A 25,580-nucleotide genomic window follows, 5' to 3' on the forward strand; every position below is an offset into this window, starting at 1 on the left:
AAAATGAAATTATTTAGATATATTTTTATTGGTTTATTAGCTGCAGCAAGTTGTAAAAAATTTGATGTACCAGGTCCTACATCTTTGCAATCTTCGCATAATAATCTGGCAAAAGGTGCTGATCCTAGTTGGGTCACTCAGATGGAAGCAAATGGTTATAAATTTTACAACACAACTGGTGAACAAGCAGATTTATTTCAAATATTAAAAAATCAAGGTATTAATTCAATCAGATTACGTGTGTGGGTAAATCCTGATGGCGGCTGGAATGGAGAGCAAGATGTTATCAATAAGGCAAAAAGAGCCAATAGTTTGGGTTTAAAATTATTAATTGACTTTCATTATAGTGATAGTTGGGCCGATCCTGCTCAACAAGTAAAGCCCACTGCATGGCAAAATGCAACATTTGCGCAGCTAACAGATTCTGTATATTATCACACATATAATGTTTTGAACGATTTAAAAAATAATGGCATTGTTCCTAGTTGGGTTCAAGTCGGCAATGAAACAAACGATGGTATGCTATGGCCTGATGGGCAAGCATCTAAAAGTTTTACCAACTATGCAACTTTAATTAATGCAGGTTACAAAGCGGTGAAAGATATCAACGACTCCATCAAAGTAATTATTCACTTAGCCAATGGTGATGATAACTCTTTATATCGTTGGATGTTTGATAGTCTTACGGCACATAATACTAATTTTGATGTAATTGGAATGTCTTTATATCCTAGTACTTCAAGTTGGCAAGGGCAGGCTGTGGCTTGTGATTCCAATTTGTTAGATATGTCTAGTCGTTATAACAAGGAAGTAATGTTGTGCGAGGTGGGTATGGGAGCATCAGATTCTACCAATTCAAGATCATTTGTTTCTAAAATGATAGATTACGTTGACAATATTCCCAACAAAAAAGGTATTGGCGTGTTCTATTGGGAGCCTGAGGCGTATGGTAATTGGCAAAACTATTTAATGGGCTCATTTAACGAAGCGGGAATGCCAACGATAGCGATGAAGGCATTCTATTAATAATTATCTTTAAACCAAATATATATAGTGCGTAAGTTTTATTCTTTTATAAGTATCATTTTCTTTTGTGTACAATATAGTTATGCTCAATTGACACCAAAGACCTCTCAGTCAGAAGTTTATTTGGATAAAAATGGTATTTTAAAAAATACAGTTACAGATCAGCCGGCATATTATTTGGGGGTAAACTATACCGAACCATTTGTATTTGGATATCGTAATCAAAAAAAATTGGGATATGATATTTATAAAGCGATGGAACAAGACGTGTATCATATTCATCGCTTAGGAGTCAATGCATTTCGTATACATGTATTTGATATTGAAATATCTGACCTTAAAGGTAATTTATTGGAAAATGACCATCTAAATGCATTAGATTATCTAATTTCCTTATTTGAAAAAAGAGGCATAAAAATCATCTTAACACCATTAGCATTTTGGGGGAATGGTTATCCAGAAAAAGATACGAAAACAGCTGGATTTTCCTCTACTTACGACAAAGGGAAAGTTACAGTTGAAGAACCTGCGATCAAAGCGCAGAAAAATTACCTTAAACAACTATTAAAACATAAAAATAGTTATACGAATAAAAACTATATTGAAGATGCGAATATCATTGCATTTGAGGTAAATAATGAACCCAATCATTCTGGCACTATTGATAGTGTGCAATCCTATATTGACAGATTGATTATGGCCATGAAAAGTGTTGGATGTAAAAAACCTATCTACTATAATATTAGTGAATCTCCAAAATTTGCAAAGGCAGTTATAAATTCCAAAGCCAATGGTTATAGTATGCAATGGTATCCGACAAGACTACTATCTGGGCATACACTATTGGATAATAATTTACCTAATGTAAATCACTATTATATCCCATTTGATACGATACCTGGATTCAAAGGTAAAGGACGAATTGTTTACGAATTTGAGTCTGCCGATGTACTACAACCGATCATGTATCCTATGATGGCCAAAAGTTTTAAAGATGCAGGCTTTCAATGGGCGACACAATTTGAATATGATCCTATGAATTTGGCAAATTCAAATACGGAATATGGTACACATTACATGAATTTGGCATACACGCCAGACAAAGCATTGAGTCTATTAATTGCAGGAAAAGTATTTAGAAATGATAGTTGGAATCCAGAAGATAAAACATATCCCAAGGATAGCATATTTGGACATACCTTAGTTTCGTACAAACAACAATTGAGTGTATATAATTCGGATACGGATTTTATCTATACAAATACAACAGAAATATCACCGATTGCGAAAAATAAATTAGTACACATCGCAGGCGCGGGCAACTCTCCTATTGTCACCTATAATGGAAATGGCGCTTATTTTTTAGATAAAATTAGTGACAATACTTGGCGTTTGGAAGTCATGCCGGACTATATACAATTAGCAGATCCATTTGGAAAAACAAATATTCATCAATCTGTAAGGCAAATTATTTGGAATGAAAACCAATTAACTTTGAATCTTCCCAATTTTTCTAATAACTATTGTATCAAAAAAATTGATGGTGAAAATTCAAAATTAATTGCTACAAATGGCAATACAACACAGGTTACACCTGGTGTGTATCTAATTGCAACGTCAAAAAATGAATTGGACAAAATCTCTACTGATGCAAGTTGGAATAATCAAAAAATTAATGAATTTGTAGCGCCCGTACAAGACACTACAGAAAATATAGTTTGGAATACGCCAAAAGAATTACCTGCAAATAAAGATTGGAATTTTAAAATCCAAGTGACAAATATTCAACCAAATGATTCTATAGTACTTTGGATTAGACATTTTCCAGATGATTATCATTCCTATGTAATGCAACGTTTAAATGCACGAGAATATGAGGCAAAGATTCCCAAAGAATGGATGCAGTCAGGAGAAATGAGTATTCAAATAAGTAGAGTTAGAAATTGGAATTATTTGAATTTTCCAGGTAAAAATATAGGAAATCCATATGATTGGGATCAAATAAATAATAATTATAGTACGATTAAAATTGTAGACAAATCTACAGATCTAGTACTCTTTAATACAAGTCCGAATCTATATCCTAGAGTATTTCCAGATACATTGAAATTTCAATTACCAATTACCAATACTGGAAATCTAATCCAAAACTATGCAATCACACTTAACGCAAATGAGGTAATTTTTGGTTGGGAAAATAGTTTTGTATCAAAAATAGCCAATAGACGTTTTGATTTGGATGAATTAAATCATTTGGAAATTAAGGGAAATGCCAATCAAGACCTTACTGCAACGATCGGGCTTATTGATGCCAACGGTAATTATTTTGCAAAAAATATCCATTTAAACAAGGGCAATTTCGCTCAAAAAATTGCATTATCTGATTTAGAGGCAAAGGATAGATTGCTTCTGCCTGTACCTTATCCCTCTTTTCAAAAATTATGGTACAAAACCGACCATAGTCAAAAAATGGAAAAAAACTGGATTGAAAAGGTACAAATTCAAATATTGAAACAAGATAATCTCCAATTGGCGAATACTTGTACATTTGGTATCGAAAAAATTGCTCTAACGAAATAATTTATGCCTAATGAAAATTAAAAATATAATACTTAGTAACTTAATTTTACTTGGTTTAACTACAAGTCAATATGCACTTGCACAAACTAGAATTAAGAAAAATATGGATACCGATTGGAAATTTCATCTGGGAAGTGCTAATGATCCCACAAAGGATTTTAACTATGGCATTGCTAATCTTTTCGCTAAAACTGGTAAAATTACAAAGTCGGCAGTAGATGAAAATTTCAATGATTCAGATTGGACAAAAATCCAATTACCACACGACTGGGCGGTCTCACTACCAATAACTTTTAATAATAATGAAGATATACTAGCACATGGTTATAGACCCGTCGGTGGCTTATATCCTGAGAATAGTATTGGGTGGTATAGAAAATCATTTGACGTAAATACTGCAGATAGTGGCAAACAATTCTCTTTACAATTTGACGGAATCTTTAGAGATAGTAAAGTTTGGGTAAATGGCATTTATCTAGGTGGTGATTTTTCGGGATATTTAGGTCAGAACTATAGAATTGCAGATTTTTTACATTTTAACAAACCGAATGAAATTGTAGTTAGAGTGGATGCCACTCAATTTGAAGGTTGGTTTTATGAAGGTGCTGGCATCAATAGACACGTATGGTTGGAAGAAACAAATAACCTAGCAATCAATTTGGATAAATATTTCACCTATAATAAAACGGAAAATAATTTATCCAAAATCAATGTAGAAATTTCGATTAAAAACTTGAATACAACGGCTCAAACGGGCCAAATCATTACGGAATTAAAATCTAGAGATGGCAAGATTCTAACATCAACCTCTAATGATTTTAAAGTAGAGGATAACAATGGAACTATAGTCAAACAAGAATTGTCTATTCAAGATGCACATCTTTGGGATATTGACAATCCTTATTTATACAGACTGCACTCCTATATCTTTGTTAATGGTACTACTATTGATGAAACAACTACTAAAATAGGCATTCGAAATATCGAAATTACACCCGATAAAGGATTGCTTTTAAACGGTAAATCGGTAAAAGTTAAAGGAACAAACGACCACCAAGAGCATGCTGGCGTTGGTTCTGCGCTTCCAGATGCTTTGCAATACTATAGAGTTACACTATTAAAACAAATGGGATCAAATGCTCTCAGGACGAGTCATGCAGCAGTTGCTCCGGAACTATTGGAGGCTTGTGATAGCTTAGGTATGTTAGTTTTGGATGAACAAAGATTATTAAATAGTGGATTAGAATATAACCAACAATTCAAAAGATTGATTGAAAGAGATCGAAATCATCCGTCTGTATTTCTTTGGTCTATAGGCAACGAAGAAAATGCAATTCAAACAAATTCAACAGGTAAAAGAATAGCACAAACTTTAATTGCAGACCAGAAAAAATGGGATCCAACACGCACATCAACTTACGCAGCAGATTTGGCAAATGTATTTGACGGCGTGAATCAAATCATTCCAGTTCGTGGGTTTAACTATAGAGTAGATGCGGTGATTCCATATCATAATGATCATCCTAGTCAACCAACAATTGGTACAGAGATGGGAAGTACCGTGATGACACGCGGTGAATATAAGATGGACACAGCACATGCCTACGTTTTGGATCAAGATTCCATTCATCCTTGGTGGGCAAGTACGGCTGAGCATTGGTGGAAAACTGTAGCAGACAAACAATGGATGACGGGTGGATTTATTTGGACAGGATTTGACTATAGAGGCGAACCAACACCATTTGAATGGCCAAATGTCAATAGTCATTTTGGCGTGATGGACCTATGTGGTTTCCCCAAAAACATCTATTACTATTATAAAAGTTGGTGGTCAGACGAACCCGTTTTGCATATTGGGCAAAAATGGAATTATACGGGACAAGAAGGCAAACCTGTCAATGTCTGGGTATATAGTAATGCGTCAGTGGTGGAACTATATTTGAATAATAAAAGCTTGGGTAAAAAATCTATGCCAAAAAATGGTCATTTGGAATGGAATGTACCTTACAAACCAGGAACATTAAAAGCCGTCGCAACAATTAATGGTAAAAAAATAGAAGATAAAATCGTCACTTCCGGACCTACAGAAGATTTATCTTTTACCCTATCTAAAAAAATATTAAATGCAGATGGTCAGGACGTCATCGCTATCAATATCGAAGCAAAAGATAAAAATGGAAATGTAGTTTTGGATGCAAAAGATCCATTAAAATTTGCGCTTGAAGGCGATGGAACTTTGGTAGGTTTTGGCAATGGTAATCCTAGTGACCACGCACCTGAAGTGGGTATCAACAATCAAGGTAGCCGAAATTTGTTCAATGGTTACGCACAAGTGATTATCAAATCTGGTAAGACAAAAGAAAATTTAAAATTAAAAATCACACTGAATAACAAAACTTTTGTTCAAGAAATAGAGCAAAAATAAAGAAGCTGATAGCTATACTAAGGGCTATTTACTCATGGCGTTGCGGTTGCCACCGTAACGCTTTTTTATGTTCTAACATTTCGTTAATATCAATATATAAACATTATGGGGTAATATTTGCAACTATTTCTTCTATGTAAATTGATAATTTTGAGACCGAACTATTATTTACATTATGAAAATTGGGTTATTTCTCTCCATATCTGGACTACTAGCATTATTGTCAAACAATTCTTTTGGGCAAGCGCGTGGTCATGGACCATTCTCGCATGTTGATTCCTTACGTGGAAGTATTACACCTGAAAGAAGCTGGTGGGACGTTACTCGTTATGATTTGACAATTAAACCAGATTATACGCAAAAATTTACAAGTGGTAATAATTTGATTACTTATAAAGTATCAGGCAAACAAACCACGCGTAAAATGCAAATCGATCTACAACCACCTTTGAATATTGATAGTGCATTTTTGGACGGTAGAAAAAAGATTACATTTACACATAATCCATCAGACTCTAATGTTTGGTATTTAGATATGCCAGTACAAGCGATGGGTAGCAGTCACGCTGTCAAAATATTTTTTAGTGGCAATCCTCATATTGCGGTACGTCCGCCTTGGGATGGCGGCTGGTCCTTTTCCAAAGATTCCCTTGGTAGACCTTGGATGACCGTTTGTTGTCAAGGTTTGGGGGCTTCAATTTGGTATCCTTGTAAAGATCATCAGAGCGATGAACCGGATAATGGAGCTTCTCTTTCTATGATTATCCCAGACACGCTTGTAGGTGTTTCCAATGGTAGAATGATTTCAGAAATAGATAATCATGATGGTACTAAAACAGTCAAATGGGGTGTCAAAAATCCAATAAGCACCTATTGTCTCATACCTTATATTGGTAAATATGTCAATTTAAAGGGGAAATATCTTGGTGAAAAAGGTTATTTGGATTTAAGTTTTTGGGCACTAGATTACCATGAAAAAATTGCTAAACCCTATTTCTTTGATGAATCTGAAAAAATGTTAACGGCCTACGAACATTGGTTTGGACCTTATCCATTTTATGAGGATAGTTACAAATTAGTGGAGACGGACAATACAGGTATGGAGCACCAAAGCAATATTGGCTATGGCAATCATTATGCACCAGGGTATCGAGGAAGGGATGATTCACATACGGGATATGGTCTGAAATGTGACTTTATAATAGTACATGAATCTGGTCATGAATGGTGGGGAAATAATTTAACAAGCTACGACTTAGCAGATATGTGGGTGCATGAAAGTTTTACCAACTATGCAGAGGCATTATATACAGAATATCATTGGGGTAAAAAAGCGGGCAACGACTATGTATTTGGAGTAAGAGGTGGCATACACAATCAAGGTACTATTGTTCCTGCATTTAACGTCAATGCGGAAGGTACAGGAGACATGTATCCTAAAGGTGGCAATATGTTGCATAGTATCCGTCATAGTTTGGATAATGATACTTTATTTAGAGAAATATTAAGAGGTTTGCAAAAAGACTATTATCATCAAGTGGTAACTGGTAAACAAGTTGTGGCTTATTTTAATAAAAAATCAGGATTTGATTACTCTAAAGTATTTGAACAATATCTGAACACAACGCAAATCCCTACATTGAAATACTATTTTACGGGAAATGAAGTACATTTCAAATATGATAGTTGCATTCATGGATTTAATCTTCCAATTGCCATGAGAGATGGTAAAAATGTAGTCAAATTATATCCTTCGGATAAATGGCAATCAAAGCAAATTACGCCTGCGCAAAAGAATCTTTTAACGCAAAAGGATATCAGCTACATGTATTTTATCAATGTAAAAGAAACCCAAGACTAAAATGAAATCCAAATTATCGAAAGCTATTGTTGCAGCAACCTTATTGACAAGTATTCCAACCCTTACAAATGCACAATATCAGCCTTACTATCCAACGTATCAGCAAATAGTAAAGCGTTATCAAGACAATTATTTATTGGATAGTATTACTAAAAATAAAGTATTAAATAGTAATATCAATGTACATTGGAATCCTAATGACAATAGTTATTGCTGGTATGCGAAAGAAATCCAACCTCAAATTTTTGAATATATTATCGTTGATACAAAAAATGGTAAGAAAATAAAAGCTTTTGACATGGATAAACTTTTGCATTCGATACCAAGTGATACTATAATTACTTCAAAAGATATCAGTCAGGTTTTCATCAACAAAAAGGATGATAATATACTATTTGTTTGGAATAAACAGCAATATTCCTACTTACCAAATTTCAACAAAATAACATTATTAGGAAAAGCGCCACTTGAAAAACCGGTGAATCCATACGGAAAAACAGATTTCAAAGATCGTTGGAGTCGTTGGGGTAGTTTTGCAACAGACACTATTTCCCCAGATAAAAAATGGTCAGCAACAATACGAAATGGCAATATTTTCATCCTAAACAATCTAACAAAAACAGAAAAACAGTACACTACAAACGGTACAGACGCTAATTTTTATGGTAGTTTAGCTTGGTCTCCGGATAGTAAAACTTTAATTACTTATCACGTAAGACCTGTTATTGATAGTAATGTGTATTTTGTTTTAAGCTCCGTTCCGGGCACAACTCGAGGAGTACTAAAGTCCAATCCATACAAACAACCTGGAGATCCTTTTACAACTTATGAGATGTTTGTCATCAAACCTCAGGAAGAGAAAATAACGAAAGTAAAAACGGATATTATAGATTTTTTCGATGCACCAGAAATTCATTGGGAAAAAGACAATCAATATTTTTCTTATGAGCGTGTGGATCGTGGGCATCAACGATTCAGAATCGTTGGGGTAAATACCAATAGTGGTGACACCACAAATATTGTAGATGAAAAAACGAAAACTTTCATCTATGAGAATCGTTTAATTTCTTATTATTTACCAGAATCAAAAGAAATCATCCGTTCTTCCGAAAAAGATGGCTGGCAACATTTATATTTGGTCAATACAGCTACCAAAAAAGAACAATTAATCACTAAAGGAAATTGGATAGTTCGGGATGTAGACTCTGTAGATACCCAAAAAAGAGAAATCTGGTTTTCGGCGAGTGGTCTCTATCCTACTGAGGACCCCTATAACATTCACTTTTGTAGAATTAAATTTGATGGTACAGGATTACTAGATCTAACTCCAGAAAATGGAAATCACAAAGTTCGCTTTTCTCCAGACAAAAAATATTTAATAGATAGATATTCTCGTGTGAATGTTGCGCCAATAAGTAAATTAAAATCTGTTATAACAGGTAAAAATTTTACGACTTTGGAGATCGCAGACACTTCTGCACTAGTCACAATTGGAACATCTTTAATAGAACCATTTGTAGCCAAAGGTCGCGATGGAAAAACAGATATTTACGGTGTAATATGCAAACCATCACATATGGATCCAAACACAAAATATCCTGTCATAGAAAATATTTACGCAGGTCCACAAGACGCTTTCGTACCGAAAGACTATTTACCCTATAGTGAAATGCAAAGTATTGCAGAACTTGGTTTTATAGTTGTACAGATTGATGGGATGGGTACTGCCAATAGAAGTAAAACGTTCCATGATGTTTGCTGGCACAATATTCAAGATGCAGGGTTCCCAGATCGAATACTATGGATTAAAGCATTAGCAGAAAAATATCCTTTTGTAGACACTGCTCGTGTTGGATTATATGGCACTTCCGCTGGAGGTCAAGATGCGATGGGAGGTTTACTTTCACATCCAGAATTTTATAAAGCCGCAGTTGCTGCATGCGGTTGTCATGATAATCGTATAGACAAACAATGGTGGAATGAGCAATGGATGGGTTATCCAGTTGGTCCTTGGTATGCAGAGCAATCTAATGTAACCAACGCTCACAAATTAAAAGGCGCTCTGATGTTAATTGTGGGTGATGCTGATGAAAATGTACCACCCGAAACAACGTATCGTGTAGCAGATGCCTTGATTCACGCAGGTAAAAGTTTTGATTTCCTTCCGATTCCAGGATCCAACCATACGGATGGCGGACCTTATGGACGTGCAAGAAAAAAAGATTTTTTTGTAAAAAATCTTTTGAAAGTCACGCCTCCCGATAGAAACGATAACGATGATTTTCCATTACCGAAAACAGGAATTAGATAAAATAAACAATCCATCTCAATTGAGATGGATTGTTTATTTTATGGTAGCAAATTTATTTTAGAATCAATTTTAAAATAAATGATTAAGTTTACTTTATATAATTATAAATATAGTTCCCAGGGGAATATATTCTAGTTATATACCCCAAACCTTAATACATGAATAAAGTAATTGCATTTGCAGATGAATTTGGCAATAATTCATTTGATTTTAATAACCAAGGCAGTCATTTCATCATTTCAAGTATCATCGTCAATCTTAATGAATTGAAATCCTTCGAAAGCCAAGTCGAAAAGATTAGAGAAAAATATTTTCAAAAAGGCGAAATCAAATCTAGTAAAGTTGGCGCAAATTATTCAAGAAGAATAAAAATCTTAAATGCATTATTGGAACTAAATTTTTCAATTTACGCTGTTGTAATAGACAAACAAAAATTATATAGTGAAGGATTTAAATATAAGCAATCCTTTTATAAATTTCTAAATGGTATACTTTATAAAGAGTTATTCAGAACATTTCCTCAACTCGAGCTTAAAGTAGACGAACACGGTGGAAATGATTTCATGAAAAGTTTCAAAAAATATGTAGAGAAAAATCATATTAGAACATTATTTGAAGGGGCGGAATTTCAAATTCATAAGAGTCACAATGAATTGGGTATACAGGTCGCCGATTTTATCGCAGGTACATTAGGATATATATACGACATAACAAAAAAAACATCAAACTCCTATAAATTTTATGAAATAATTTCTAGTAAACTGATTAGTGTTAATAATTTTCCCAAAAAATATAAAATTGAAAATTTCGCAGATAACAATTTGTATGCAGAATTTGATGATACTATTTCAAATATCAGCTTAAGAAAAATCTTTGACTTTATTGATACCACTCATGCAACAAATGATAACAAATTAGATCAATTGAATTTTATGAAATTATTAGTTTTATTTCATCAGTCCAATCATCATAAAAAATATACAACTTCGGATCAATTTATTAAACACTTAAATGTAAATAGAGAAACTAAATTAAGTAAAGAAAAATTCACAAATATTATAGGAGGTTTGAGAGACAGGGGAATTTTAATTGCAAGCAGTCGAGAAGGTTATAAAATTCCTTCAACATCTAATGAAATAAGAAAGTATATTCGACACGGAAAAAATATTCTGTTTCCAATTATTGATAGGATAGAAAAATGCAGAACCTCAATACTACTTGCAACAAATAATTCCTTAGATATTTTAGAAGATGAGGAATTTAAAGATTTAAAAAAAATTATTGAAAAAATTTATGAGTAAAAGTTAAAATTATTATTTATCGAGACCCTAATTCTTTTATGTTTTTTACAAAATCATGTCCGATACTATCAGACTGAATATGTCTCCCATTTTTAACACGCCATTTACCAGCGGTTATAGTTCCTTTAATAAAAGAACTATTCTGACCATATACAATAGTATTACACATATTTTTCAAATTAGTAGAAGCTATTAATGGTTCACTAGCATCAACTATAACCGCATCAAAATAATCACCCACTTTAAAAAATTGTACTACATCTTTACCCATAGCTCTGCGCCCACCTTGCCAAGCTTGCTTGATTGCATTAAATCCGCTATCTGGTGAATTAGGAATTCTATAAGAAATACGTTGATGCGTAATTAGGCGTTGCACGTTATCCACCCAACGCAAGTCTTCCAGATGATTAATACTGATATGACTATCCGTACCGATACACCAAGAACCTTTAGATTGATTGTATTGCGTAAAATTAAAAATACCATCACCCAAATTGCCTTCCGTAGCAGGACATAAAACAACGTTGGCACCAGTATTTGCAAGACTTTTCGTTTCTTGAGCAGTCATGTGCGTAGCATGAACTAAATTGAATTTTTTATTTACATTAAAATTATCTAAAAGCCATTCTACAGGACGTTGTTTATAAAAATCTAAGCAATCTTCGATTTCTTTTATTTGCTCAGAAATATGCATATGAAATGGTCGATCAGAGTCTATAGTTTGCAACAATAATTGCAAATTTTCTTTTCCTACGGCACGCAATGAATGAGCACCCACAGCGACATCAACCCTATCACAAGATTTTGAGGAATGAATACTAGCATCTAATAATCGGAAATAATCCTCAATATCCGAACAAATAAATCTTCGCTGCTTTGCTTCCGCATTTTTACCAAAATTCCCTTTTTGATATAGTATTGGAATCAATGTCAAATGTATACCCACTTTGTCTGCGGCACGCATCAAAGCTTGCCCTAATTCATCTATTTGATCATAAAATTGCCCATTGGGTTGATGATGCACATAATGAAACTCTGCAACAGCCGTATATCCCATGCGTAACATATCAGCGTACAACTGTGACGCGATAGCTTCCATCTGAATTGGTGAAATAGTCAAGGCTAAATCATACATAGCATTTCGCCAAGTCCAAAAATTATCAGTATGCCCTTCATCATATTCCGCCAAACCAACCATGGCGTATTGAAATGCATGCGAATGCCCATTTTGAAATCCTGGCAATGCATAACCATTTACCATTTCATAGTCGGGTCGGGCAACAATATCATTTTGGATAGATAAAATTTCGCCTATTGAATCAACTTCAATAGCAACATTTTCCAACCAACCATTTTCTGTTAATATCCCTTTTAAAAAATAAGTTTTCTTATTCATTAGATCAAACTTTCAATTAATCGTGAACATAGTTGTTGTAGCACTACTTGAATATTAAATGCTCTTTCTCCATTCCAATATAATTCCTTATCATCCATATAGTTCGTCTTAGCCATTTCTATTTGCAATGCATGAATATTTTCTTTCGGTTTTCCAAAATTCCGTGTAATGGACCCGCCTTTAAATGGTTGATTATAGCCAAAACTATAGTCATTATTTTGCTGTAATGTTTGCTGTGCAATTTGACTATATTTATTATCAGAGGATTGACCGTTATTATCCCCCAAAATAAGATCAGGAAAAGGCTTTTTTTGAATTCCATGAACTACTTTTTTTATTGAATGTGCATCGAGTAGCAAAACTTTTCCAAATTTACTTTTTGCATTTCCTAACATTCCTTTTAATGCTTCATGATAAGGGCGATAATAATTTTCAATTCTATACTCTAGTTCAACTGCATCAGGATGATAGTCCGATTGATATAAATTATTTCCATTAAAATCTGTTGTTGGCATAACACTCGTAATTACTCGACCATCAGTATACAAAGGCTGATCATTTACATCTCTATTGAGGTCAATCACCCACCTATGATGCGTCGCCACAATCATGGGAATACCGACACTCAAGGCAAAAGAATAAAGTCTATCTATAAACCAATCTGTATCATCCAAAGTTGACAATGCTTTAGATTCAAAATGCGATTGTATTGTTTCGGGAAAATATGTACCTACATGTGGACAACTAATGACTATAGGAACTTCAGCAATAACGGGCTTTAATATTTTAAAAACTTCCATATTTGTTATTTTTGAGTTGAAAACAATTGATCAATTATATCTTCTGAAACTAGATTTACATCAGTTATTTTCAAAGATGGAGTTTGTTTTGTTTCATAATTAATTGCCTGCATAGCTCCTTTATTTCTAGCCCAAGCACGCCTCGCAATCCCGTTATTTACATCAAAAAAAAGCATTTCTTTTATTTTTTCATCACATTCTTGAGAACCGTCTAAAACCATCCCAAAACCTCCATTGATAACTTCTCCCCAACCAACACCGCCACCATTATGTATGGAAACCCATGTAGCACCTCTGAAACTATCACCAATCACATTTTGAATAGCCATATCTGCCGTATACCGACTTCCATCATAGATATTGCTTGTTTCCCGATAAGGGGAATCTGTGCCACTGACATCATGATGATCTCTACCCAAAACGATCGGAGCAGAAAGAATACCATCTCCCACAGCCTTATTAAATGCTAACGCAATCTCAATACGTCCGTTCGAGTCCGCATATAGTATACGCGCTTGAGAACCTACAACCAAATTATTTTGTTCAGCATGCTCAATCCACTGAATATTATCCTCCATTTGTTGCTGAATTTCTTCGGGCGCTTCAGTTTGCAACGATTTCATTATAGTTAAGGATATTTGATCTGTAATTTGTAAATCTTTCGGATCACAAGAAGTACAGACCCAACGAAATGGCCCAAAACCATAGTCAAAACACATTGGCCCTAAAATATCTTGTACATAAGATGAATATCTAAAATTCAATCCAGAAGCGTCTAGAATATCTGCCCCCGCACGACTACTTTCCAATAAAAAAGCATTTCCATAATCAAAAAAATACGTCCCTCTTTCCACATGTTTATTGATGACTGCAACTTGTCTAACCAAGGATTTTTGTACTGCTATTTTAAATGCATCAGGATCATTTGCTATCATTTCTTTTGCTTGATCAAATGAAACATCTACTGGATAATAACCGCCAGACCAAGGATTATGTAAAGAAGTCTGGTCAGAACCTACCGCAACTGGAATATTTTTTTCATAAAAATATTCCCATACATCAACTATATTACCAATAAAAGCAATAGACACATTTTCCTTATTTTGAATAGCAATTTTAACTCTATTACACAGACTTTGAAGATCATCAATCAATTCATTAACCCAACCTTGTTCAAATCTTTTCTTCGCCGCGTCGGGATTAACTTCCGCACATACCGTAATACAGCCAACTATATTACCAGCTTTAGGTTGAGCACCACTCATACCACCCAAACCAGAAGTTAAAAAGACTTTACCTTTAGGATTTTCTTTACTACCTAATAATTTACGAAAAGCATTCATCACTGTAATTGTCGTCCCATGTACGATACCTTGAGGTCCAATATACATATAGGAGCCCGCCGTCATTTGTCCATATTGGGTAACACCTAAAGCATTGTACCGTTCCCAATCATCCTGTTTTGAATAATTTGGAATCATCATTCCATTTGTTACCACTACACGGGGTGCTCTTGGATTAGAGGGGAATAAGCCCATCGGGTGCCCGCTATACATACTTAGTGTTTGACGATCCGTCATAGTGGCCAAATATTGCATCGTCAAAAGATATTGTGCCCAGTTTTGAAACACCGCACCGTTGCCTCCATACGTTATTAACTCATGCGGATGTTGTGCTACTAAAGGATTGAGATTATTTTGAATCATCAACATAATTGCAGCTGCTTGTTGATTTTGTGCCGGGTAATCCGCAATTGGACGTGCATACATATCATACATTGGGCGAAATCGATACATGTAAATACGACCATACATATGTAATTCGGATAAAAACTCATGCGCCAACTGACTATGCCATTCAATAGGAAAATATCTTAACGCATTTCTTATCGCTAATTTTTCTTCTTCCAAAGTCAAGATAGCTTTACGTTTGGGTGCATGATTGATGTGCAGATCATACACGGGCATTTCAGGTAATATCGATGGAATTCCTTGTAATATTTCTTCTTTAAATGTCATAGTTTAGTTTTTAGCGTATTTTAATTGCCCATTTATCCAAACAGATTGCGGTTGCAAACATCCTTGCAGATAGGTAATATTTTGATAATTATCGGCATCGTAAACTATAAAATCAGCTTTTAATCCATTCATCAATATTCCGCGATCTTTTAAACGGAGTGCATTAGCGGCACGAAAAGTTATTGCCGCCAACACTTCCGCATTGGTGAGCTTTTCCATAGTAGCCAAAATAGAAGCTGAGGTTACCAGTTGTGCCATCGGCGCAGTTCCTGGATTCCAATCGGTAGCAACGGCAAGAGACGCTCCAGCGTCCAATAATTTACGGGCAGGTGTAAACGCGCACCCTACACCTAAAGACGCTGCGGGTAATGCCACAGCAACCGTATCTGAATGAGCGAGTATATTAATTTCTTTTTCAGTCGATGCTTCCAGATGATCCGCAGATACGGCATCAAATGCTATTGCAACATCAGATCCCCCAGTTGTAAACTGATCCGCATGTACCGTAATATCAAAGCCAATTTCTCGAGCCTTGTTAAAATATGGTGCAATTTCGGATGGAGAAAAAGCGGACTTTTCAATAAAAGCATCAATTCTATTCGTTAATTTTTCCTTTTTTATTATTGGAAAAAGTTCCTCAATAATTGTATTCAAATAAGCCTCTGCATTACCCTTAAAATCCTTTGGCAAAATATGTGCGGCCAAACATGTAGCTACTAAGTTAGCGGGTGTTATTTGATTCGCTTTTTGAATACTACGTAACAGTTTTAATTCTTCTGCAACATTGAGACCATAACCGCTTTTGACTTCTATAGTCGATATACCTTGTGCAATTAAATAAGCACTGCGATCTACTATAATATCAACCAATTCTTGTTCTGTCAATGCTCTTGTATGCGATACCGTATTAGCAATACCACCACCTGCTGCAGCAATATCCAAATAAGTTTTTCCTGCATTTCTATAAGCAAAATCATTAGCCCTATTACCTCCAAAAGCTATATGTGTGTGACAATCTACAAATGCAGGCAAACAAACATTTTTACCTTCTATAAATTGAATAGGAATATTTTCTGTATTGGCGACTATTCGCAAGTCGTTAAATAACCCAACTTGTTGAATTTTCCCATTGGAAATTATCAAACCTCCTTCTTTAATAATTTCCAATTGATCGTCAGACAAAGCGCCTTTTATGGGAAGATTCGCCATTGTAACGATTTGGGTAAATGGTCCAATCAAATATTTTTCCATAGTCTAAAAATTTTGGAAATAATCAGATTCTTCTTGATAAGGAATATGCTCATTTTGAGATACTTCTTTGGCAATAGATATCAATGCTCCTGATTTCACCAATGCTTCTGCATGATGTAGTATTTCTTGCATTGGCTGGTCATCTTCAACATGAGTAATTAAAGTACGAACTTTATCATGTAATGCTTCAATAATTGGTGTAGATTTTAATGGACGTAAATAATCTATGGCTTGACAAGCACAAATCAATTCTATACTCAGAATTTTATCAATATTATCGGCAACTTGCAACAATTTGCGACCAGAAATTGAGCCCATGCTCACATGATCCTCTTGACCTAAAGAAGTAGGAATACTATCTGCACTCGCAGGAAAACACAAAGATTTATTTTCACTAGCCAAGGCTGCTGTTGTATATTGTAATATCATGAATCCCGAATTCAAACCAGTTCCTTTAACCAATAGTTTGGGTACATCTTGATAACCACCACCTAAACTCAAAAATACTCTTCGGTCAGAAATATTTCCTAATTCAGATACAGCAAGGGTAGCATAGTCCATCGGCATAGCAATCGGCTGTCCATGAAAGCTTCCCCCACTGATAGCCAAATCTGGGCTAATAATAATTGGATTATCCGTGACAGAATTTATTTCTATTTCAATAGTTTCTTTTAAATGCAACCACGCATTGCGAGAGGCACCATGTACCTGAGGTACGCAGCGCAAAGAATATGGATCTTGTACTCGATTGCAATTTTTATGGTTGTCCACTATAGCCGAACCATGCAAAAGATTGTAAAGCGTGGATGCCACATATTTATTCCCTTTATAAGGTCTAAGATCATGTAATTCATGTAAAAATGGATGAATCGAGCCACTCAATCCTTCTATAGTCATCGCAGCAATTAAATCTGCAGTATCCAAAATACGACTCATCTCGACCACAGCAGTAACTGCATGCGCCGCCATAAATTGCGTACCATTAATTAATGCCAAACCTTCTTTTGGTCCTAATTCCACAGGCGTTAACTGATGAGAATGCAAAACTTCAGCGGTCTTTATTACCTCATTCCCGACATATACCTCTCCTAAACCAATTAATGGTAAAAATAAATGAGACAAAGGCGCTAGATCCCCTGATGCTCCAACAGACCCTTGCTTGGGGACTAATGGAACAATATCCTGATCAATAAACCAAACTATTCTTTTTATAGTTGTTAATTGAATACCAGAAAAACCCTGAGCCAATGCATGTACTTTAAGAATCAGCATCAATTTGGCGAGTTGTTTAGCAATAGGTTCACCAACTCCGACAGCATGACTTTTTAAAATATTGGATTGTAGTTTTTGCGTTTCCTCTACACTTATTTTCGTCGTACATAATGGCCCAAATCCCGTATTTATTCCATAAACCGTTTCGCCGGATGCTACTATTTCTTTTACATAACCAGCACTTTTTTCAATTTTCGCAATTGTATCTTCCGATAAAATTCCTTGCATTTTACCTTCTGCAATTTTAACTGCAATCGAACTCGTTAAATGCCCTTCACCGTATTTGAATATTTCCATGATATTTTATTTTCCAATTATTCTACGCGTATAAATGATTTGAATATGGGTAGTTCTTTCTTCTTAAAATTTCTTGCTCTCAAAGTTAGTGGCTATATTTAATAATTAATAATACCATTTTAGTCAATAATTAATAACCATGGATTATCAAATAGAGCTAAGACATTTAAAATATTTCCAAATATTGGCGGAAGAATTACACTATAGAAAAGCTGCAGAAAGGCTCTTTATATCCCAACCAGGTTTGTCCAGACAGATCAAACAAATGGAAGAACTATTAAATGTTAAATTATTTGAAAGAAGCAGAAGAGAAGTGCAATTAACTGCAGCTGGAAAGTATTTAAAGTTAGAAACGGACAAAATGTTTCTACACTTCTTAGAAATTAATTCCAATTTGGAAAAAATAGCTCAAGGTGTTATCGCTACTTTAAAATTAGGATTTATCGGCTCAGCCGTACAAACCATACTCCCACAATTATTAAAGAAAATAAAAAAGCAATATCCATCGGTAGAAATTACATTAAGTGAACTTTCTAATGAAAAACAAATGGAATTATTACTAAAAAATGAGTTAGATTTTGGTTTTGCAAGGATAAAAGAAACTCCATTAGGACTAAAATCACTACCTATTTTTACAGAAAAATTCATGTTAGTCCTTCCCAAAAATCATCCAAAATATCAAGGAAAAAAGACGAAATTATTAGACTTCAAAGAAGAATCTTTTATTTTATTCTCAAAAGAATATAGTCATTCATATTATGATCTTATTATGAGTATTTTTTTACAACAAGGATTTCAACCAAAAGTTTCCTTAAGAACCGTAAATGCATTGACGATATTTACGATGGTGGAACAGCATCAAGGCATTGCTATTGTGCCAACTTCACTACAAAAGGGCTATGTTACAAATGTAGAATTTGTTCCACTAAACAATATACCACAGCAAACAACCTTGTTTTTAGTTTGGAAAGAAAAGTCGAACAATCCTGCAATTCCAATTTTACTTTCCATATTTAACAATATCGACCAATAAACAAACCCCACTTGTAAAAACAAACGGGGGTATCACATGAGAATTTAGGAAAATTTTTATATAAAATTATTCTATAGTAATATTGAATTTAAAATCTACGGTTATTTTGTCTTGATCCGGACGCATATATACCAATTTTTGCTTGACAGTGTAATGCTCTCCAGATTTTACCCTATTTGGAAATTGTCCAATCTTAAAACTAAACATATCCTTTTCAAATTCAGAAAATATAGTTGCACTATCTCCCCATGAAACAATTGCCCCTTTTTTGTCAAACCAATTACCCATCCCTCTAGTGGTATGATGATCACTAAAACTATAATTTGCCGAATCACTATATAACTGAATAGATTTACCCATTTCATCCACAATTACATCAGGTTGTAGTCCAAAACCATGAGACAAAACAGAAACGTTCAAAGGATAAAAAGCATTTGCATAACCAGAAGGATCGGATTTAACTTTAATATCAGCGACGATAGAAGTATCGTGGGGTATTGTTTTAATATTTGGATCCAAATATCCCAAAACGTTTGTATGCTCAAACTTTACTTGATAAGGCATGGTTTCATCATTAGCATTATTATCATCCCATGCATGTGGAACATACGTTGATGGTGCGCCTGATACTACAAACCAAAGTTTTATAGTATTTTGAGGAATAGAAAACGCAGCAACTTCATTTTTATTTTTATACATTTTTCCATATACTCGACTTCCATCTTTACAATAAGCGACAAAACCATATCGCCATCCAATACGACTCGTATCTTTCCAATGATAAAAGCCTGCAGGATTGACAAGACCTTTGAAATGAACTTTTACAATTTTTGTATGTGGCGTAACTTCTAATGGAATAGCATTAAAGCCAGTAGATTGCGGTGCAAAAATAGTGTCGGTAATAAAACTACCGTCTAATTGAAGGTTTACTTTATAAGACAATCGACCAATAATACCATTCCCTTCCTCCCGAATTGCAGGCAGATCCCAAGTTACTAAACGCGCAGCTTGATCATAGATTTCATCATTAAACACACTATTACTAATATTAGTTAAGCGTTGATAAGCTTGGATAGGATCTTCTGGCTTTTTAGATTCTCTCCATATTTTCCCAATAATATCAATCCCGTGTTTTTGTGCCCAATAATAATGTATAAAGTAACTTGCATAACGATAATCTTCATGTAAAACATGCTTATTATAGTTGGTCGTAAAACTTCCAAAATCAGAATGAAAAACATCTGCTGGATAGGACTGAAAAGACTGCCATTGCGCGGTTTGTTCCCAAAATGTATTACCTCCATTACCACCAAATCCATATCTAAATCCATGATTATCACCTAAATCACATCTTACTTGATATTGGAAACAATGTCCTATTTCATGTCCAATTATAGGACCGACAGGTTGGCAAGTCGTTGGATTAACCCATAGAGCACCAATTACATCGTCGTACCCTGATCCCGCAGCAAGCCATTCATCTTGATAAAATAAGAAAATCATCATCTTATATTTATCCAAATTAGATTTCCCGTAACCAACTTCTGCAAATTTTAAAATTCCAATATTTTCTTTGTAAAAATTTTCTGCTTTAGCCAACATATCTTGAATATTGACACGATATTTTGCAGGAATATTATTAGAATTAGGATCGTTATTGCCGTATTTCTTATCCCAAAAAACGATAAAATGTGTGGACTGTTCAGATCGATGATAACTCCACTTACTCGAATCCTGTGCAAAATCCATTTCCCGCAATTCTAACGGAACATAAATTTTAAGACTATCATGTAAATTATTTTCATTGGCTAAATGCTTTAAAGTTCTCGCACTAAGTATAGCAGTAAACAACAAGAATGTACCTATTAAGGAAAAAGCTTTTATAATTCGTTTATTAGTCAAGTAGTTTGCAGTCATTAATCTTCATTTAAAATTATAACAATTTGAATTGGTATGGATACGATGCAAAAGTTTGCTTTTTCTGTCCCTTTGGAGGATCCAAATTTACTATAGTATGTTGCTGAGGAGCTCCCATTACTACAAACCACAAATGCGTCGTATTAGCAGGAATTTGAAATTTTATCTTTCCTTTTGTATGATTTTCAGTTTTTCCATAAGTTGTGTGCAACTCTTGATCCACGGCAACAAAACCATATCTCCAACCCGCATTTGTATCCGTTGACAATCCTTTAAATTGAATATTTACCTTGCCATTTACTACATATTGTTTGGGGATTTCTATTGCATTAAAACCATAGTTTTGAGGTAGGTTAATTGAATCAGATTTTAACCAACCAGTAGACAGCGTATCCAATTTTGTAGAAAATTGATTTGCATAAGGTCGAGCAAGATCCTTTATTCTCTTTAAGTCCCAAGTTATTAAATGACGATCCGCATCAAACATTTCGTTATTAAAAGTCTTCTGAGATACTTTTTGGATTCTTTTATAAGTAACCACAACATCTTCTCCTTTTTCTGCACTTTTCCAAAGTTTACCGATAATATTTTTCCCATATTTTTCAGACCAATATTCCAAAATAAATGGAGAATGATACATATTATCAGGATGTAAAAATGCCAAATAGGTTTGCTTTTCAAATGCTTTTACATGATAATTTTCAAATATCATCCAAGTTGGATACACTTGCCAAAGCATATATTGCGAAGTCATTTCGTATAGAGATTGACCTGCCGATGTAAATCCAACACCACCGTCGGTACTTACGAAAGTCTGGAAAACATGTCCCAATTCGTGAGCGACTGCGCCATAAGGTGCATATGAAATACGGGAAGTTGGCGTCCAAAGAATACCAATTTTGGGATTCTCTTCAGAACCACCACCATAGGCGGTACCATCGTCATCGTCACAAACAACAAATAGAATTTTATATTTATCTGAAATCGAATTACCTTTTTCTACAAATCCTAAAGTATCAACATAGTATTTGTAAAAGGATTCGCTCGCATCAAGAATACTATCGGGATTAAATCTTTTTGTTGGATCTGTTAATAACTCAGGATGTAGTCCAAAATTTTTCGGCCAAATGATCGCGACATCTGCTGATTGACGCATATAATTACGATTATATTTACTTGCCGTATCATTGAAATTATTATGTTCCGGAACTTTCCATAGTTTCTCAGGAATAAATAATTCTTTTACAGAAAATTGACTCAAACCGCGAATTCCTATGAGTAAAAATATTATAATGTAAAAATAGATTCTATTCATTCTTTTATTTTATTTGAATAGTTAGAGTAGTTGTTTTCTTTTTAAATGGAATAACTAATATCATCTTAGTTTCATTTACCGTTTTTGTAACAATACGATTCCCATCCTGATAGATCTGATAAGTATGATGAGGTAAATTTTGAATTGTTATAGTTAATTGATGAGCATCATTCGTTCTATTTTCTAGTCGCAAGGTAATTTTTTTTGTAGTTTTTGATATCTCAATTGCATTAAATTGAGAAAGAAAACCATCACGATCCAATGTAATTTCCAAAGGAAGTGCTGGTAACATACTATTAAATCGTTGATTTAATCCATCTTTAGGATAAATACAATAACTATTTTTATTTTCAGAAAGTGTGCCACCATAAACATACATACCCCAATCTGGCTCCATAGTCAATATCGTCCTCGCCGATCTTAAAGCACCTGTAAAGCCGAGATCAATTTCGCCGTCATACACCCAAGGACCACGCCTCTGAACCATATTTAACCAAGTACGATTTTGGCGTTGTGGTTCAAATGCCCAACCACTTGCACCATCATTTATTTTTCCCGGATACCAAAACCCGTAATTTGTTTCTTTCGAACCTGAATTGATCAGCGCAAATGAACTAAGATACGAAGCATAGCCAAGAGGTAGATACGTATTGGGCGATTGGGAATAATGTAGTGCGTAGTCTAATACTGCCCACCCACCCATCTGGGCCATATAACTCAACATATACGCGTCATTACCGCCTCTATAGTCTGAACCTTTTAAATAATATGCATTTTCTAACCACCCACGTAGTGCAATATTCGCTTGTATTTGTTCTTCCATATAACGATGAGAAGCTGAGTCCGAAATATGGGGATGCGAATACCATTTTTTTAGATTTTTATCATACCATAACAAAGAATCTGGTTGCATCTGATACGATAATGCATACTTGGCAAATGCGTGACTAGACTCAAAAGCTGTAGCATCAATACTATATTCGGAACGATATGGATAACGATCATCGTATATAAAATACTTCACCTTTTTTTCCCATTCCCGTTGTAGCGTATCCGCATCTTTTTGCCAGCCTACTTGACGCAATTTTTCCATCAACGGAACAATTTCTAATTCATTATAACATCCCCACTTATAAGTATCGTACCACGGAAGAATATCATAAGGATATTTAAAATATGCCTTAGCCGTTTCTTTTGCCCGTTTTAAATATTCAGTACTATCTGCATAATGAACTAAAGAAGGATATTTTTCCGCAATCTGAGCTAAGTAAAAATATAGTGCCATGATATGCGGATAATCATAGGAACGCCACACGTGATCTTTATCCAAATTCTTATTCGTATACTTTCTTCTTTGCTCAATATATTTGTTAGTATACCAATTCGGTGTGCCGTAGATACCATATGGATGCAAGCCTGCCGTATCTGTCTTTTGCAATCCATTCCAAACAAAATGTGCTATATAGTATTCTAATGCCGCTATTTCTTTTGTATTGGGATAACTAACATTTTTCAAAGCTAGAAATGGAGCTTTACATAGTGCAGGATCATCACTTGCTATTGCGTAGGAAACACCATTAATCAGATTCAAAGGATTATCTGGGGTTGCTAATTCTTGCTTTTGCATATTCCAATTAGCAAACAAACCATTATACCATTTAAGAGAATCTTTTACCTGTTCGGTATTAGTTAAAAAGTCCGCTCTCTTCTTATAAAGCGTGCCCAATGGTTCTGTTACAAAAAACTCCAAATAAGTCTTGCGCCCTTTCCCATAAAGGAGGGTCAATTTATTTTCACCTAAATGATGAAATTTGACTTTATATAAAGACTTGCCATTCTTTAATGTTTTAATAAATTGAATATTTGTAGCCGATGGATATTCAGATAAAATCTCCTCCATAGGTAATAAAGAAACAATCGAAATATTCGCCTCAAGATTAGAAGGAATCGTCATTCCAGGAAGAATATCAATCACAGGAAGACTATCTTTATGCAGAATAACTTTAATATCTGCATAGTTCGTAGCCTTTTGAAACTTAAAAGAATAAACTATTTCCTGATCTGACTGTAATACTTGATCTGTTAGAGGTTGTCTCCAAGTACTGACATTGCTGTCCGCAAGACATTTGGACAAAGTATAAACTTTATAAACGCTTGAATCTGGACCTAGGCTATCTACTTTGTAATATTCCAATGAAGTATTTTCACAAGGTGTCATCAGTAAATACGGACCAACGCCCGTAGGTCTTTCAAAGAACAAAAAAGAACCATTACCAGAAACAAAACTATGTTTCAGGACTCTTCTTTCAAATATCGTAGTTGGATCCTCTCCTTCTAATCCATTATACACAATAGGAATACCCAGACTACCTAATAAAACGTTATTCTTATTGTGGTTCTTAATGCGTATTTCATAGCGTAGAGCATTCTCACTTACAATAAATGCTAGTTCTACAGACAAGCCGTTAAATTGATGATTAAAAACGATTGTATTTTTATCAATTACAAATTGCTTATCCTTATCTGCATCGAGATGCCAATTAAACCATTTGCCTGCTAATAAAAACTGAATATCTACATTACCCAAACTTTTACTAGGAGCAATATAATTTAAGGGAAATGTATCTCGTAAAATATGTAGTTCACTAAGTCCAGAACTATCCCATCCCATTTGAAATACCTCATTTTTCGTCTCCCAAATTTGATGATTTTGTCCAATTGTTTTTAATTGAATTAATACTAAAATTATAAAAAATAAATGCTTTATAAAACGCATT

The 25,580-nt window shown here is 34.4% G+C and carries 15 protein-coding genes; 7 read left to right on the forward strand and 8 right to left on the reverse strand.

Translation table 11 applies throughout. The features are described 5' to 3' along the window. Window positions 1–3: 3 nt before the first annotated feature. The 6 genes from E0W69_RS10680 (at window position 4) to E0W69_RS10705 (ending at window position 11,504) form a co-directional block, all read left to right on the forward strand. Entirely contained in the window at window positions 4–1,026 is a 1,023-nt protein-coding gene (locus E0W69_RS10680) for a glycoside hydrolase family 53 protein (protein WP_131330050.1), read from the forward strand. Window positions 1,027–1,053: 27 nt separating this feature from the next. After that, window positions 1,054–3,606 carry a glycoside hydrolase 5 family protein gene (locus tag E0W69_RS10685; RefSeq protein WP_131330051.1) on the forward strand — a complete coding sequence of 851 codons (2,553 nt, stop codon included), beginning with the start codon at window positions 1,054–1,056 and terminating at the stop codon, window positions 3,604–3,606. A 10-nt stretch (window positions 3,607–3,616) separates the two neighbouring features. Next, window positions 3,617–6,031, forward strand: a complete 2,415-nt coding sequence (gene galA / locus E0W69_RS10690) for a beta-galactosidase GalA (RefSeq protein WP_225321231.1) — start codon at window positions 3,617–3,619, stop codon at window positions 6,029–6,031. Between the two features lie 175 nt (window positions 6,032–6,206). After that, window positions 6,207–7,892, forward strand: a complete 1,686-nt coding sequence (locus tag E0W69_RS10695) for a M1 family metallopeptidase (RefSeq protein ID WP_131330052.1) — start codon at window positions 6,207–6,209, stop codon at window positions 7,890–7,892. A 1-nt stretch (window position 7,893) separates the two neighbouring features. Beyond that, window positions 7,894–10,203: a S9 family peptidase gene (locus tag E0W69_RS10700; RefSeq protein WP_131330053.1), complete on the forward strand. Its 2,310-nt coding sequence runs from the start codon at window positions 7,894–7,896 to the stop codon at window positions 10,201–10,203. Window positions 10,204–10,361: 158 nt separating this feature from the next. Next, on the forward strand, window positions 10,362–11,504 hold the full coding sequence (locus tag E0W69_RS10705) for a DUF3800 domain-containing protein (RefSeq protein WP_131330054.1): 1,143 nt from the start codon (window positions 10,362–10,364) through the stop codon (window positions 11,502–11,504). A gap of 16 nt (window positions 11,505–11,520) precedes the next feature. Here E0W69_RS10705 and hutF read toward each other — a convergent pair whose 3' ends face one another. The 5 genes from hutF to hutH are packed head-to-tail and all read right to left on the reverse strand — an operon-like array spanning window position 11,521 to window position 18,538. After that, window positions 11,521–12,900, reverse strand: a complete 1,380-nt coding sequence (hutF, locus tag E0W69_RS10710) for a formimidoylglutamate deiminase (RefSeq protein WP_131330055.1) — start codon at window positions 12,898–12,900, stop codon at window positions 11,521–11,523. Then, window positions 12,900–13,700, reverse strand: coding sequence for an N-formylglutamate amidohydrolase (locus tag E0W69_RS10715; protein WP_131330056.1), 801 nt, complete (start codon window positions 13,698–13,700; stop codon window positions 12,900–12,902). The genes hutF and E0W69_RS10715 overlap by 1 nt, the downstream gene beginning before the upstream one ends. Before the next feature lie 5 nt (window positions 13,701–13,705). Further along, a complete protein-coding gene (locus tag E0W69_RS10720) occupies window positions 13,706–15,718 on the reverse strand; it encodes a urocanate hydratase (RefSeq protein ID WP_131330057.1) in 2,013 nt (670 codons plus the stop codon). 3 nt (window positions 15,719–15,721) lie between these two features. Next, window positions 15,722–16,969 (reverse strand): imidazolonepropionase, encoded by a 1,248-nt coding sequence (gene hutI / locus E0W69_RS10725; protein WP_131330058.1) that lies wholly within the window; start codon window positions 16,967–16,969, stop codon window positions 15,722–15,724. 3 nt (window positions 16,970–16,972) lie between these two features. Further along, window positions 16,973–18,538, reverse strand: a complete 1,566-nt coding sequence (hutH, locus tag E0W69_RS10730; protein ID WP_131330059.1) for a histidine ammonia-lyase — start codon at window positions 18,536–18,538, stop codon at window positions 16,973–16,975. A 139-nt stretch (window positions 18,539–18,677) separates the two neighbouring features. Here hutH and E0W69_RS10735 point away from each other — a divergent pair, with 139 nt between their 5' ends. Then, on the forward strand, window positions 18,678–19,571 hold the full coding sequence (locus E0W69_RS10735) for a LysR family transcriptional regulator (protein WP_131330060.1): 894 nt from the start codon (window positions 18,678–18,680) through the stop codon (window positions 19,569–19,571). A 66-nt stretch (window positions 19,572–19,637) separates the two neighbouring features. Here the strand turns inward: E0W69_RS10735 and E0W69_RS10740 are convergent, their stop codons facing one another. Genes E0W69_RS10740 through E0W69_RS10750 form a run of 3 tightly spaced genes read right to left on the reverse strand, consistent with a single transcriptional unit; the run spans window position 19,638 to window position 25,579 of the window. Beyond that, the gene (locus E0W69_RS10740; protein WP_131330061.1) at window positions 19,638–21,488 is read right to left on the reverse strand and encodes a DUF4859 domain-containing protein; all 1,851 of its coding nucleotides are present in this window, start codon (window positions 21,486–21,488) and stop codon (window positions 19,638–19,640) included. Between the two features lie 16 nt (window positions 21,489–21,504). Beyond that, window positions 21,505–22,803, reverse strand: a complete 1,299-nt coding sequence (locus tag E0W69_RS10745; RefSeq protein ID WP_131330062.1) for a DUF6055 domain-containing protein — start codon at window positions 22,801–22,803, stop codon at window positions 21,505–21,507. A gap of 4 nt (window positions 22,804–22,807) precedes the next feature. Beyond that, on the reverse strand, window positions 22,808–25,579 hold the full coding sequence (locus E0W69_RS10750; protein ID WP_131330063.1) for a DUF5695 domain-containing protein: 2,772 nt from the start codon (window positions 25,577–25,579) through the stop codon (window positions 22,808–22,810). Between the last annotated feature and the right edge of the window lies 1 nt (window position 25,580).

This window comes from Rhizosphaericola mali, from assembly GCF_004337365.2.
GTDB classification, from domain to species: Bacteria; Bacteroidota; Bacteroidia; order Chitinophagales; family Chitinophagaceae; genus Rhizosphaericola; species Rhizosphaericola mali.

Coding starts and splice junctions, on each gene's coding strand:
- hutF (WP_131330055.1), bottom strand. CDS start 12,900: ATGAATAAGAAAACTTATTTTTTAAAAGGGATATTAACAGAAAATGGT.
- E0W69_RS10740 (WP_131330061.1), bottom strand. CDS start 21,488: ATGACTGCAAACTACTTGACTAATAAACGAATTATAAAAGCTTTTTCC.
- E0W69_RS10680 (WP_131330050.1), top strand. CDS start 4: ATGAAATTATTTAGATATATTTTTATTGGTTTATTAGCTGCAGCAAGT.
- hutI (WP_131330058.1), bottom strand. CDS start 16,969: ATGGAAAAATATTTGATTGGACCATTTACCCAAATCGTTACAATGGCG.
- E0W69_RS10745 (WP_131330062.1), bottom strand. CDS start 22,803: ATGAATAGAATCTATTTTTACATTATAATATTTTTACTCATAGGAATT.
- E0W69_RS10720 (WP_131330057.1), bottom strand. CDS start 15,718: ATGACATTTAAAGAAGAAATATTACAAGGAATTCCATCGATATTACCT.
- hutH (WP_131330059.1), bottom strand. CDS start 18,538: ATGGAAATATTCAAATACGGTGAAGGGCATTTAACGAGTTCGATTGCA.
- E0W69_RS10715 (WP_131330056.1), bottom strand. CDS start 13,700: ATGGAAGTTTTTAAAATATTAAAGCCCGTTATTGCTGAAGTTCCTATA.
- E0W69_RS10750 (WP_131330063.1), bottom strand. CDS start 25,579: ATGCGTTTTATAAAGCATTTATTTTTTATAATTTTAGTATTAATTCAA.
- E0W69_RS10705 (WP_131330054.1), top strand. CDS start 10,362: ATGAATAAAGTAATTGCATTTGCAGATGAATTTGGCAATAATTCATTT.
- E0W69_RS10695 (WP_131330052.1), top strand. CDS start 6,207: ATGAAAATTGGGTTATTTCTCTCCATATCTGGACTACTAGCATTATTG.
- E0W69_RS10735 (WP_131330060.1), top strand. CDS start 18,678: ATGGATTATCAAATAGAGCTAAGACATTTAAAATATTTCCAAATATTG.
- galA (WP_225321231.1), top strand. CDS start 3,617: ATGAAAATTAAAAATATAATACTTAGTAACTTAATTTTACTTGGTTTA.
- E0W69_RS10700 (WP_131330053.1), top strand. CDS start 7,894: ATGAAATCCAAATTATCGAAAGCTATTGTTGCAGCAACCTTATTGACA.